General features: G+C 62.1%; 14 protein-coding genes. 13 read left to right on the forward strand and 1 reads right to left on the reverse strand.

Annotated features, from left to right (window positions below; translation table 11 throughout):
- Window positions 1–15 precede the first annotated feature (15 nt).
- Genes dhaK through ACO54Z_RS00385 form a run of 3 tightly spaced genes read left to right on the forward strand, consistent with a single transcriptional unit; the run spans window position 16 to window position 2,179 of the window.
- Entirely contained in the window at window positions 16–1,092 is a 1,077-nt protein-coding gene (gene dhaK / locus ACO54Z_RS00375; protein ID WP_485995236.1) for a dihydroxyacetone kinase subunit DhaK, read from the forward strand.
- Window positions 1,089–1,715 (forward strand): dihydroxyacetone kinase subunit DhaL, encoded by a 627-nt coding sequence (gene dhaL, locus ACO54Z_RS00380; RefSeq protein ID WP_485995237.1) that lies wholly within the window; start codon window positions 1,089–1,091, stop codon window positions 1,713–1,715. Before dhaK ends, dhaL begins: the two co-directional genes overlap by 4 nt.
- On the forward strand, window positions 1,715–2,179 hold the full coding sequence (locus tag ACO54Z_RS00385) for a hypothetical protein (protein ID WP_485995238.1): 465 nt from the start codon (window positions 1,715–1,717) through the stop codon (window positions 2,177–2,179). Before dhaL ends, ACO54Z_RS00385 begins: the two co-directional genes overlap by 1 nt.
- A 309-nt stretch (window positions 2,180–2,488) precedes the next feature.
- Here the strand turns inward: ACO54Z_RS00385 and hemB are convergent, their stop codons facing one another.
- Window positions 2,489–3,508, reverse strand: coding sequence for a porphobilinogen synthase (hemB, locus tag ACO54Z_RS00390; protein WP_485995239.1), 1,020 nt, complete (start codon window positions 3,506–3,508; stop codon window positions 2,489–2,491).
- A 129-nt stretch (window positions 3,509–3,637) separates the two neighbouring features.
- On the opposite strand from hemB, the gene ACO54Z_RS00395 reads away from it, so the two are divergent.
- The 10 genes from ACO54Z_RS00395 to bamB all read left to right on the forward strand — a co-directional run bounded on the left by ACO54Z_RS00395 (window position 3,638) and on the right by bamB (window position 12,439).
- A complete protein-coding gene (locus ACO54Z_RS00395) occupies window positions 3,638–4,327 on the forward strand; it encodes a thiol:disulfide interchange protein DsbA/DsbL (RefSeq protein ID WP_485995240.1) in 690 nt (229 codons plus the stop codon).
- A complete protein-coding gene (locus ACO54Z_RS00400) occupies window positions 4,327–5,316 on the forward strand; it encodes an aminoglycoside phosphotransferase family protein (protein ID WP_485995241.1) in 990 nt (329 codons plus the stop codon). Before ACO54Z_RS00395 ends, ACO54Z_RS00400 begins: the two co-directional genes overlap by 1 nt.
- Window positions 5,317–5,388: 72 nt before the next feature.
- The gene (murU, locus tag ACO54Z_RS00405) at window positions 5,389–6,048 is read left to right on the forward strand and encodes an N-acetylmuramate alpha-1-phosphate uridylyltransferase MurU (protein WP_485995242.1); all 660 of its coding nucleotides are present in this window, start codon (window positions 5,389–5,391) and stop codon (window positions 6,046–6,048) included.
- 78 nt (window positions 6,049–6,126) lie between these two features.
- Window positions 6,127–6,549: a nucleoside-diphosphate kinase gene (gene ndk, locus ACO54Z_RS00410; RefSeq protein ID WP_485995243.1), complete on the forward strand. Its 423-nt coding sequence runs from the start codon at window positions 6,127–6,129 to the stop codon at window positions 6,547–6,549.
- Window positions 6,549–7,649 carry a dual-specificity RNA methyltransferase RlmN gene (gene rlmN / locus ACO54Z_RS00415; RefSeq protein WP_485995244.1) on the forward strand — a complete coding sequence of 367 codons (1,101 nt, stop codon included), beginning with the start codon at window positions 6,549–6,551 and terminating at the stop codon, window positions 7,647–7,649. The genes ndk and rlmN overlap by 1 nt, the downstream gene beginning before the upstream one ends.
- Window positions 7,646–8,434, forward strand: coding sequence for a tetratricopeptide repeat protein (locus tag ACO54Z_RS00420; RefSeq protein ID WP_298079936.1), 789 nt, complete (start codon window positions 7,646–7,648; stop codon window positions 8,432–8,434). The genes rlmN and ACO54Z_RS00420 overlap by 4 nt, the downstream gene beginning before the upstream one ends.
- 2 nt (window positions 8,435–8,436) lie before the next feature.
- Window positions 8,437–9,378, forward strand: coding sequence for a helix-turn-helix domain-containing protein (locus ACO54Z_RS00425; protein ID WP_485995245.1), 942 nt, complete (start codon window positions 8,437–8,439; stop codon window positions 9,376–9,378).
- The gene (hisS, locus tag ACO54Z_RS00430; RefSeq protein WP_485995246.1) at window positions 9,371–10,642 is read left to right on the forward strand and encodes a histidine--tRNA ligase; all 1,272 of its coding nucleotides are present in this window, start codon (window positions 9,371–9,373) and stop codon (window positions 10,640–10,642) included. The genes ACO54Z_RS00425 and hisS overlap by 8 nt, the downstream gene beginning before the upstream one ends.
- Complete coding sequence (locus tag ACO54Z_RS00435; RefSeq protein WP_485995247.1) at window positions 10,639–11,271, forward strand: YfgM family protein; 633 nt, start codon at window positions 10,639–10,641, stop codon at window positions 11,269–11,271. The genes hisS and ACO54Z_RS00435 overlap by 4 nt, the downstream gene beginning before the upstream one ends.
- Window position 11,272: 1 nt before the next feature.
- A complete protein-coding gene (gene bamB / locus ACO54Z_RS00440; RefSeq protein WP_485995248.1) occupies window positions 11,273–12,439 on the forward strand; it encodes an outer membrane protein assembly factor BamB in 1,167 nt (388 codons plus the stop codon).
- Window positions 12,440–13,050: the final 611 nt, after the last annotated feature.

The following is a 13,050-nucleotide window of genomic DNA, read 5'->3' on the forward strand; positions in this document are numbered from 1 at the left end:
AAACGGGAGAATATTGTGAAAAAGCTCATCAACCAGGTGGACACCATTTTGGACGAACAGTTGCAGGGCTTCGTCGAAGCGCATCCGGAATTGCGCCTGCACCGCGACCCGGTCTTCATCAGCCGCAGCGACGCGCCGCTGGCAGGCAAAGTTGCGCTGATTTCCGGCGGTGGCAGCGGCCACGAACCGATGCACAGCGGCTTTGTCGGCGACGGGATGCTTGATGGTGCGGTGCCGGGCGAAATCTTCACCTCGCCGACGCCGGATCAGGTCGTCGCCTGCGCGCAGGCGGTCGATGGTGGCAAGGGCGTGCTGCTGCTCGTGAAAAACTACACCGGCGATGTTCTCAATTTTGAAACCGCCGCCGAACTGCTGCACGACATGGGGACGGAAATCGCCTTCGTCCTCACCGACGATGATGTTGCAGTGAAAGACAGCCTCTACACCGCAGGCCGCCGTGGCGTCGCCGGGACGGTGCTGCTGGAAAAACTGCTCGGTGCCGCCGCCCGGCGCGGCGATGACCTCGCCTCGCTCGCCGCGCTTGGCCGCCGTCTCAACGACCAATGCCACAGCATCGGCGTCGCCCTCGGCGCCTGCACCGTGCCAGCGGCAGGCAAGCCGTCCTTCACCCTCGCCGAAAACGAAATGGAATTTGGCGTTGGCATCCACGGCGAGCCGGGCATCGAACGCCGTACTTTCAAAGGGTTGGACGATACCGTCGCGCAAATGTTCGCCACCCTCATCGACAACGGCAGCTATCACCGCACCCTGCGCCTGTGGAATGCAGCCAGCGCCAGTTGGGACGAAGTCCAACAGGAAAAACAACCGCTTGCCAAAGGCGACCGTGTCATCGCGCTGGTCAATAATCTCGGCAGCGTGCCGCTCTCCGAATGCTACGGCGTCTATCATGCGCTCGCCCGCTGCTGCGCCGACTTCGGCCTCAGCATCGCGCGCAGCCTGGTCGGCAACTTCTGCACCTCGCTCGATATGCAGGGGCTGTCCATCACCCTGCTCAAGGCGGACGACGCCACGCTTGAACTCTTTGACGCGCCGGTGCGCACGCCGGGCTGGACCAACGGAGGGCGCGCATGAGCTTCAGCAACAGCCAATATATCCACTGGATAGACCGCTGCGCCGACGCGCTCACCGCCGCGCAGGACGCGCTGACCGCGCTTGATACCGTCATCGGCGACGGCGACCACGGCCTCAATATGCAGCGCGGCTTCGCCAAGGCAAAAGAAAAACTGGCGACGGAGGCGGGCAAGGATTTGGGTAGCCTCAGCAAAACCGTCGGCATGACGCTGCTTTCCACCGTCGGCGGCGCCAGTGGCCCGCTCTACGGCACCTTCTTCATCAAGGCGGCAACCGCACTCAACGGCAAAAACGAAGCCGATTTGTCGACGCTGGCGCAAGCCATCGCCGATGGTGCGGCGGGCATTGCCGCACGCGGACACGCCGTCGCGGGCGACAAAACGATGGTGGACGTCTGGCTGCCGGTGTCCGAAGCACTCAAACAGGCGGCAGCGGGCGGCACGGATTTGCAAGCGGCGCTGCAAGCGGCGGCACAAACCGCGCAGGCGCAGGCAGAGGCGACCATCCCGCTGGTGGCGAAAAAAGGGCGCGCCAGCTACCTCGGCGAGCGCAGCGCCGGACACAAAGACCCCGGCGCGGCATCGAGCGCGCTGCTGCTGCAATGCCTGGCGGAGAGTGTCTGATGGGAAAGACTATTTTGTTAGGCGTCCTGATTGTTGCAGGCGGCATACTGGGTTGGCAGCAGTACGACAGCAATCGCCAGGCAGAGCTCCGGGCGTCAGTGAAGACTTACGTCAGAAGTTTTAACCGCTACCGCAACAGCGAGCATGAAATGTTGCGCCATATCATCGAATTGAAGCGCTACGGCGGCTTTATCCCCGACAATCTGCGCGAGCCGCTCGCCCGCGACGTGCAGCAGATGCTGGAAAAAGACGGCTGCCCGCGCATTCCCGACAAGACCTTGCGCGAGCGTTGCAACGGGTTGTTTACGCAATACCGGCAATCGCTGGAAGCGCTCAAGGTTCAGGGATTTACCCAGGCGGTTGGCGAACCGCTGAGGAACATCATGCACCAGGCGCATGAATTTATGGACGAGGTCGCGGCGAAATACCCGGATTTCATCACAAGAACCGTCGTGTCATCCTGAAAAAAGCCCCTCATGCGAGGGGCTTTTGATGCGCTCATCCGCGCGCTAGGCGCTGTTTGCAATTTAGGCTTCCCTCCTCCGCAGGGCAAAACCCGCAGCGGGCGGGTTCCGTGCGTAGGGTGTGTGGCGGCGTAGCCGACACGCACGCGGACATTTGACATCGGCAAACGCGTGCGTGCCTGCGGCACACACCCTACAAACTAATGATGTAGCTCGCAAAATCGTCGCCACGCAACCGCATTGGCTTGGGCGTGTTTACGGCTGAATGGTAAACAGGCCTTAACCAAACCTGCTAATGAAATCATCATGTTATGGCCAATTATGAACAGCGCCCAGCATCCCCGCTGCTTCCTTGGCGAAGTAGGTGATGATGATGTCCGCGCCGGCGCGTTTGAAACCGAGCAGGGTTTCCATGATGATGGCTTCGCGGTCGAGCCAGCCTTTTTCAAAGGCGGCGCAAAGCATCGCGTATTCGCCGCTGACCTGATAGACGGCGAGCGGGAAGGCGAACTGCTCTTTGGCGCGGCGCAGCACGTCGAGGTAGGGCATTCCCGGTTTGACCATGACGAAATCCGCGCCTTCGCTGATGTCGAGCGCGATTTCGTGCAGCGCTTCGTTGCTGTTTGCCGGGTCCATCTGGTAGTTGCGTTTGTCCGCCTTGCCGAGGTTGGCGGCGGAGCCGACCGCGTCGCGGAACGGGCCGTAGTAGGCGCTGGCGTATTTGGCCGAATACGCCATGATGCGCACGTTTTCGTGACCGTTCGCTTCCAGCGCCGCGCGAATGGCGCCGATGCGGCCGTCCATCATGTCCGACGGCGCGACCATGTCCACGCCCGCGTCCGCGTGGCACAGCGCCTGTTTGATGAGGGTAGCGACGGTGGTGTCGTTCAATATGTAGCCGTTTTTGTCGGTGATGCCGTCCTGACCGTGGATGGTGTAGGGGTCAAGCGCGACGTCGGTCATGATGCCGAGGGCGGGGAAGGCGGCCTTGACAGCGCGCACCGCGCGCGGGATGAGACCGTCCGGGTCGTAGGCGGCGGCAGCGTCTTCGCTTTTGTATTCCTGGCTGATGACAGGAAACGGCGCAATCGCCGGAATGCCGAGCGCGACCAGCTCCGCGCATTCCGCTAATAACTGGTCGATGGAAAGGCGGTACACGCCCGGCATCGACGGCACCGCTTCGCGCCTGCCTTCGCCCTCGCAGATGAAAACGGGCAGGATGAGGTCGGCGGTGGTGAGGGTGGTTTCGCGCATCAGGCGGCGGGAGAAATCGTCCTTGCGGTTGCGGCGTTTGCGGGTGAGCGGATAGGTTTGCGGGGGCAGGTGCATGGCGGGTTCCGGTGGAAAAACGGCGGGCATCTTAGCACGCGGTATTACCGTTCGGATAACCCGCTGCCGCGCCAAGGCGAGCCGCTATAATGCGCGCCTCTTTTACCCCCACAACAAATGGAGTTACCCATGTTGAAACACACCCTGACCGCGTTGGCGCTCGCCGCCGCCCTTGCCACCGCTGCCCAGGCGCAGCCGGTGAAATACCGCGAAGGCGCCGATTACAACGTACTGCCGGTCGCTATCGCCGACATCCAGCCGGGCGAAATCGTCGAATTTTTCTGGTACGGCTGCCCGCACTGCTACCACATGGAGCCGGAGCTGCAAAAATGGCTGGCAAACGGCATCAATCCGGCGCTGAAATTCACCCGCATCCCGGCAGTCACCGGCCAATGGGCAGGCGGCGCGCAGCTTTACTACACCGTGCGCCAACTGGGCATGGACGAAAAAGCGATGGACGCCAAAATCTTTGACGCCGTGCACAAAGACCGCAAACTCGGCATCATCTTCGACAAAAAAGAAGCCGTGAAATTCCTCGCCGAAAACGGCGTGAGCGAAGCCGATGCAGAAAAAGCCTGGGATTCGCTGGCGGTGAAAGAAAAAGTCAACCGCGCCAAGAACCTGTTTGAAGCGTCCAAACTGGACGGCGTGCCGGGCTTCGTCGTCGATGGCAAATACGTCCCCAAATCCAGCGAAGACTACCCGCGCCTCTTTGACGAACTGAACACACTCGCCACCAAACCCGAAGCAGACGCCAAGCCTGCGGCAGACGCGGAACCCGCCGACAAAGCGGCAGAAGAAAGCAAACCCGCCGCCTGATGCAAAAACAGAGCGAAAACCGCGAAAGTGCCCGCCGCGCTTTCGCGGTTTCTGCATTGGGGGCGGGGGTAATACTCACCGCGCTCGGCGGCGATGCCAGCTACCGCCGCTACTACCGCGCACAACACGGCGGGCGCACATACATCCTGATGGACGCGCCGCCGGAGCTGGGCGGCGTTGCACTGTTTCAGCAACGCAGCGATGAATTTCGCGCCTGCCATCTGCCCGTGCCGCAAATCCACGCCGCCGACCCCGCGCAAGGTTTTCTCTTGTTAGAAGACTACGGCGACCGTTGGCTCTGGCACGACCTGGCCGATGCGCCAGAAGCAGCGATGACGCAGGCATTGGCGCTCCTCGGCGACTGGCAACAGGCGACCGCCAACCTGCGCGACACCATCCCGCCCTATGCACTCGACCGCCTGCAAACAGAGGTGTCGCTCATGCGCGAATGGTTCCTGCCGTGGCTCGGCATCACCGCCGACAGCGCGCCGTTACAAGCGCTGGAAACACGGCTGGCGGCAGAAGTACACGACAACGCCGTCTGCGTCCACCGCGACTACCACTGCCGCAACCTGATGCGCCGCGCCGATGGCAGCATCGGCATCCTTGACTACCAGGACGCGCTGTGGGGGCACCCCGCCTACGACCTCGTCTCCATTACCCGCGACTGCTACCTACGCTACCCGCCCGCCGACGTGCGCCGTTGGGAAGAAGCCTTCCGCGCCCGCCATTACCCGGCGATTAGCGCGCAAGACTGGGCGCGCACCTGCGACGCGGTGTCGCTGCAACGCCACCTGAAAGTGCTGGGACTGTTCGTCCGCCTTGCCCAACGCGATGGCAAAACCGGCTATCTCGCCGACCTGCCGCGCGTCCTCACCCACGCCTGCGATGAAGCATCCGCCCTGACGGACTACGCGCCGCTGACGGTAGTGTTGACGCAAGCCGCACTGCTATTACGCAAGGCAGTAGGGGCGGTTAGCGAAGCGTAACCGCCCGCGCATTTGCCATTTACGGCGAATTTACAATTCATTGTTAAACCAGCAATAATTTCCAAAAAAGCCATGAAAGCCATGATTCTCGCCGCCGGACGCGGCAAACGCATGGGCGCGCTGACCGCCGACCGTCCCAAACCGCTGCTGCGCGTCGGCGATGACAGCCTCATCGGCTGGCAACTGCGCCGTCTCGCCCGCGCTGGGTTCATTGATGTCGTTATCAACCTCGGCTATCGCGGCACGATGATTGCCGCTGCCCTCGGCGACGGCAGCGGCTACGGCCTGCGCATCCACTATTCACGCGAACCGGAGGAAGGGCTGGAAACCGCCGGAGGCATCATCCAGGCGTTGCCGCTTTTGGGCGACGCGCCGTTTCTCGTCGTCAATGCCGACATTTGGTGCGACGCCGACCTGCGCCGTTTCCGCGAAAACCGCCCGACGGAGAGCCTCGCCCATTTGCTTTTGGTCGAAACCCCGGCGTGGAAGGCGCGCGGCGATTTTTCGCTCGCGGGCAATATGCTGATTGCCGGGGAAACGCTGACCTTCACCGGCATTTCCGTGCTGCATCCGCGCCTGTTTGCGGGTGTCGCTCCCGGCTTTCGCCCGCTCGCCCCCATTCTGCGCGCCCACCTGCCACGCGGTGAACTCAGCGGCGAAGTCCACGGCGGCGTCTGGCAGGACATCGGCACGCCGGAACGCCTCGCCGCCCTGCAATCCCAATACCAATAATCGCAAAAATCTCAAACGTCGCCCGATGTGCTACCATACCGCCCGTTTTTAAGCTCACACAATCTTCACGGAGTATTCATGCCCGCGCAAATGACGCTCTCCATCATCAAACCCGATGCCGTGCAAAACCACCATACCGGCGCGATTCTCACCCGCCTCGAACAAAACGGCCTGGAAATCGTCGCCGCGAAAATGCTGCGGCTGTCCCGCGACGATGCCGCCCGCTTCTACGACGTTCACCGCGAACGTCCTTTTTTTGCCGAACTGGTGGATTTCATGACCTCCGGCGCGGTGATGGTGCAGGTCTTGCGCGGCGAGGATGCCGTCGCCCGCTACCGCACGCTGATGGGGGCAACCGACCCGAAAGAAGCCGCGCCCGGCACGCTGCGCGCCGATTTTGCTGAAGACAAGGGGCGCAACGCCGTCCACGGCTCGGACAGCGCGGAAAACGCCGCGCGCGAAATTGCCTTTTTCTTCGCTGAACGCGAGTTGTGCCGCTGATGGCAGAGAAAATCAACCTGTTTGACCTTGACCGCGAGGCGATGACCGCGTGGTTCATTGACAACGGCGAAAAACCTTTCCGCGCCAGACAGTTGCTCAAATGGATTTATCACGAGCGTGTCATTGATTTCGATGCGATGACCGACCTCAGCAAACCGCTGCGCGAAAAACTGAAAACCATCGCCGAACTGCGCTTTCCCACCGTGGTCACCGACAAAACCGCGAGCGATGGCACGCGCAAATGGGTTTTCCGCTACGACTGCGGCAACAGCATCGAAGCCGTTTTCATCCCGGAAGACGATCGCGGCACCCTTTGCATTTCTTCGCAGGCGGGCTGCGCGATGGCCTGCCCCTTCTGCTCCACCGGCCACGCGGGCTTTAACCGCAACCTCACCACCGGCGAAATTATCGTCCAGGTCTGGCTCGCCAAGGAATTGCTCAACTGCGACCGCCACGGCAACAACCGTGTCGTCACCAATGTCGTGCTGATGGGCATGGGCGAGCCGCTGGTGAATTTCAACAACGTCCTGCCCGCCACCCGGCTGATGATGGACGACTACGGCTTTGGCCTCTCCAAACGGCGGGTCACGCTCAGCACCTCCGGCATCGTTCCCGCCATCCACGCCCTGCGCGAAGTCACCGATTTAAGCCTTGCCGTCTCGCTGCACGCGCCGAACGACGAACTGCGCAACCAGATAGTGCCGGTCAATGCCCGCTACGGCCTCGCCGCGCTGCTTGATGCCTGCCACCAATATGTGCAGCACAACGGCCAGCACGGCGGCGTCACCTGGGAATACGTCATGCTGCGCGGCGTCAATGACACCCCCGAACACGCGCGACAACTGGTCGAACTGCTGCGCGGCATCCCCGGCAAAATCAACCTGATCCCGTTCAACACCTTTCCCGGCAGCCGCTTTGAATGCTCAAGGCGCAGCGACATCCTCGCATTCCAGCGCTACCTGACCGAAAACGGTTACGTGGCCACCATCCGCAAAACGCGCGGAGAAGACATAGACGCTGCCTGCGGGCAGCTCGTGGGGCAGGTCAATGACCGCCTGCGCCGATACAGACAAACCAGACAAGAGGTAGAAACCGCATGAAAACCAGAAACATACCCCTGCTTGCGGCACTTGCGGCGGCGATGCTGCTCAGCGGCTGCGAAACGCTCGGCTTCGGCAAAAAAAACAACGATGACGAAATCATCCCCACCGTGACCAAGAAAAAAGCCGACTACGGCCAGGCCTACAAGGACTACGTCGAGCTGGGGGCGCAATACCTGCAAATGGGGCGTTACGATCTGGCCGAACCCAAACTGCAACGCGCCATCGAAATTGACTCGCGCCCGCCGGAAGCCTGGAACATCCTCGCCGTCCTCTACGAAGAAAAACGCGACATTGCCTCCGGCAACCAAATCTACCAAAAACTCATCCACAGCCACCCCGAATACCTGCTCGGCTACACCAACTACGCCACCTTCCTCTGCAAATTCGACCGCGACAGCGAAATGCAGGCACTGCTTGGACAAATGCGCGGGCGCAACGCCGAATTCAAAACCGCCGCCAGCATCGCCGAAGGTAACTGCATGGAGCGCCGTGGCCAAAGCGGTGCGGCGGAGAACGCCTACAAACAGGCGATTGCCGCCAACCCGCAGGCCGAAGGCGCCCTCTTGCCACTGGCACAAATCGCCCTGCAAAAAGGCGACTACGCCGGTGCGCTGCGTTACCTGCGCGTGGTGCACACCTACGTCGGCTACAGCCCGGAAAGCGTCAAACTCGGCATCGAAGCGGCACGCAAGAGTGGCGACACCCGCATGGAAGAAGAACTGGTTCGCGTCATGCGCGGCAACTACAAGAGCACACCTGAGGCAAAATCGCTGGGAATCTGACCATGAGCGAAAAAACCAACACCACCGGCGCACTGGACATCGGCGCCGTCCTCTCGGCGGCACGGATGAAGCGGGAACTCTCCATCGCAACAGCCGCGATGCAGTCCAACCTCAGCCAGGAAATCATCGAAAAACTCGAACAAAACCGCTTCGCCGAAATCGGCGCACCGGTCTTCACCCGTGGCTACCTCGGCCTCTACGCCCGCTTCCTCGGCCTGAACGAAGCCGCCGTCAGCCAGGCCTTTAACAAAATCAAAAGCGAACCCGCGCCGGAACTGCGCCTGACCGCCGCCAACGTCGAAAGCCAGCCGCGTGCCTACCGCCGCAGCTACCTCGGCTCCTGGCTGTTGCTCATCCCGGTGGTCATCATTGGCGGCGTGCTGCTCTATCAGCTCTTTGACAACAACTCCTGGCTGATGAAACAAATCAACGGCGCCTTTAACACCCCGCCCGCCGGAGAAATGACCGCCCCGGCGGACACGGGCGGCAGCAACAACAACCCCGGCAACGAAATCGTGCTTGAGGTGGGCGGCACCCCGCTCTCGCCCGAAGGCACGCCACTCTCGCCGGAAAGCGCACAAAACATCCCCGGCCTGACCCCGCCAGTCTCCAACGACTCGGCCAGCGCCGACAACAACAACGAAGCGCCCGCCGAAACCCCGGCCAGCGACAGCCCGGCAGCCAGCAGTACACGCGGCATCCAGCTGTCCTTCTCCGCCGAAAGCTGGATCGAAATCTACGACAATGGCCGCAAAAAAGTGCTGTCAAAACTCGTCAAGGCCGGCGAAAAAATCGAACTGCCCGCCGACGGCGCCCCGTACAAATTCAACCTCGGTCGCCCCGATGGCGTGGTCATGCTCATCAACGGTCAGGAACAGCCGCTTGACAACTACCGCCAGAAAAACTCCAGCCGCCGCTTCACCGTAGATGTCCCCAATGGCTAAAACACAAATCCAGTCCCTGCGCGGGATGAACGACATCTTCCCGCCCGAATCCGGCCACCTGCAACAACTGCACGACCGCATCCACGCCGTCCTTGCCCGCTACGGCTACCGCCCGCTGCAACTGCCGCTGCTCGAACAAACCGGCCTGTTCAAACGCGCTGTCGGCGAAGAAACCGACGTCGTCAGCAAAGAAATGTACACCTTCAACGACCGCAACGACGAAAGCATCACCCTGCGCCCCGAAGCGACCGCAGGCGTGGTGCGGGCGATGATCCAGCACGGCAAACTGCAACAGCCGCAGCGTGTTTACGCCGAAGGGCCGATGTTCCGCTACGAACGCCCGCAAAAAGGACGCAGCCGCCAATTCTCGCAAGTGAGCGTCGAAGCCTTCGGCATGGCGGACGCTGCGCTTGACGCCGAACTCATCACCATCTGCGCCGACCTCTTCCGCCGCCTCGGCGTACTTGACCTGCTGACGCTGGAGCTGAACACCATCGGCCTCGCCGACGAACGCCACGCCTTCCAGCAGGCACTGGTCGCCTACCTGCAAAACCACGAAGACGCGCTGGACGACGACAGCCGCCGCCGCCTCACCACCAACCCGCTGCGCATCCTCGACAGCAAAAACGCGGGCGTACAAACCTTGCTTGACGGTGCGCCGGTACTGGACGACTACCTCGGCGACACCAGTCGCGCCCACTTCGCCCGCCTCACCGCCCTGCTGGACGCGCTCGGCATCGCCTGGCAGCGTAACCCGCGCCTCGTCCGCGGCCTCGACTACTACTGCCACACCGTCTTTGAATGGACGACCGACGCCCTCGGCGCACAAGGCACCGTCGCCGCCGGCGGCCGCTACGACGGTCTGGTCGAACAACTGGGCGGCAAGGCCACTCCCGCCGCCGGTTTCGCCTTCGGCATCGAGCGCATCCTCCTGCTCGCACAAACCCGCGACACCTTTCGCGACAACCCGCCCGCCGTCTATGCCATCGCCACCGATGACAAACACTTCACCACCCTGCTGCCGCTGGTACAAACCCTGCGCGACGCGGGCATCAGCGTCGTCGTCCAGACACAAGTACAGGCGCTGAAAAACCAGCTGCGCAAAGCCGACCAGGAAGGCGCGCACTACGCCCTCATCATCGGCGACGACGAAGCGGCACAACAACACGCCAGCCTGAAAAACCTGCGCGACGGCAGCCAACAAAGCCTGCCCTTTGCCGGGCTGCCCGCCCACCTCCAACCCCGCACCCAGGAAACCGCATGATCCCCTCGACCGACCGCACCGACGAAGAAACCGTCGAACTCATCCGCGAATGGCTACAACAATACGGCCTCACCATCATCATCGGCCTCATCCTTGGCCTCGGCGCCATCGGCGGCTACCGCTACTGGCAGAGCAGCCAGGAAGCCCAGAGCGCCAACGAATCGACCCAACTGGACACCCTGCTGCAAGCGCTGGAAAAAAACGACCTCAAGGCCGCCGCCGCCCCCTACGACAGCCTGCTGAAAGCCGGAGGCGACATCAGCGCGCTGGCCTCACTCAACATGGCCGCCGCCTACCAAAAAGCCGGACAAAAAGAAGAAGCGCTGACCGCACTCAAACTTGCCGCCGCCAGCCCGGACAAACTCGTCGCACAAAGCGCCCTGTGGCAACAGGCGCAATACCAAATCGACAGCAACGAATACGACGCCGCACTACAAACCGTTGGCGGCCTGAAAGACAGCGCCTACGCCGCCCAGGCCGCCGCCCTGCAAGGCATCATCCTCGAAAAACAAAACAAACTGCCCGAAGCCCTGCAAGCCCTGCAACGCAGCCAGGAGCTTGCCCCGTCCACCACGACCGCCGCCGAAATCAACGCGCTGCAAGCCCGCCTCGCCGTACAGGAACCCTGAAATGCAACGCCGCCGCCTCATCCAGCTTGGCACCGCCGCGCTGACCCTCGCCTCCTGCTCCTCCACCTCCGACTTCTTCCTCGGCAAAGACAACCGCCCCGCGCCCAAACCGCTGCCGCCCAGCAGCGGTCGCGTCGCCACCGTCATCCAGTGGAAACACAACCTCGGCGACGGCGGTGCGGACAAAGGCCTCGCCCTCAAACCCGCCTACGACGGCGGCCGCGTCTATGCCGTCTCCGCCGATGGTCGCCTCTACGCCTTTGAGGGCGAAAGCGGCGCACAACTGTGGCGGGAAAAACTCGGCAACGACATCAGCGGCGGCGTCGCCGTCAACCGCAACAACGTTTACCTCGGCACCTACAACGGCGACCTGCTCGCCCTCTCCAGCGAAGACGGCGAAACCCGCTGGCGCGCCCCCCTCTCCGGGCTGATGCTCGCCGCGCCCGTCACCGCCGACGACAGAGTTTACGCGCGCAGCACCGACGGCACTCTCACCGCCTTTGACGCCGACAACGGCAGCGAACTGTGGCGCTACCACATCAACGAACCCGTCCTCAGCGTGCGCGGCAACGCCGAACCCGTCGTTGGCGGCGGCGTCGTCATCATCACCACCGATAACGGCTACTTCGTCGTCCTCGACCAAAAAAACGGCCTGCCCGTCATCGAACAGCGCGTTGCCAACAGCAGCGGCAGCAACCCCGTCGCCCGCCTGGTGGACATGGACAGCACCCCCATCGTCGCCAACGGCATCCTCTACGGCGCCGCCTACCAGTCGATGATCTTCGCCGTGGACCTGCAACAGGGACAGCCGCTGTGGCAACAAGAACAAACCTCCACCCAAAAAGACATCGCCATCAACCGTGCCGGCCTCTACCTCGTCACCGACACCGACCACCTCGTCGCCCTCAACCCGCAGGACGGCAAAATCCGCTGGCAAAACGACCGCCTCGAAGGCCGCCGCCTCTCGCCGCCGTTTGCCCTCGCTGATGGCCGCCTCGGCGTACTCGATTACGAAGGCTGGCTGCACTGGCTCGACGGCGCGAGCGGTGAGCTCATCGGCCAACAAAAAATCGCCTCGACCAGCGCCGACACCCCGGCGGTCGTCCTGCGCGACAGCATCCTCTGGCAACTGAGCGACGGCACCCTGATCAAATTCCGCCCGCAATAAAGCGGCGGGGCAGGGCAGGACATCCCATTTACATACACATCGAGTACTCAGGTGTATGTAAAAAATGCGTAGGGTGGGGCTTGCCCCATCATAAAACCATAAGATAAGAGCCTGTTCAAACTCCCGGTTATCCACATAAATTTGAATTGCTACGCCGAATTTCCCCCTCCCTTGCAGGGCGCGCAGCGCCCGCAGCGGGGGAGGGTCGGGGTGGGGGAGCGATATTATTGACAAACCGAAATTCTGCCTTTTCAATCGTTTACTACCCTCACCCCAGCCCTATCTTGCTGCGCGAGCTGTCCCAGTCCCCACTGGGAGAGGGCATATCGGCTGCTTTTCCAGTTTTCAGTTCCATACACAAGCATACGGAAAAATGCGATTCCCAAGATTTTGAACAGGCTCTAAGGACACAGCACCGACGTCAGGCGAGAAACCCATGCCCGACACCCCGCCGATATACCCCCTCCCCCTGCGGGGGAGGGTTGGGGTGGGGTTTGCCCGCATACCTCGTGAGCGAATAGCCCCCAAATCGCCTGCCCATTTATAGTGGAATAAAACAGAAACAGCCCAAGAATTCCCCCTCCCTCGCAGGGCGAAGCCCGCAGCGGGGG

This window comes from Cardiobacterium sp. (genome assembly GCF_057314735.1).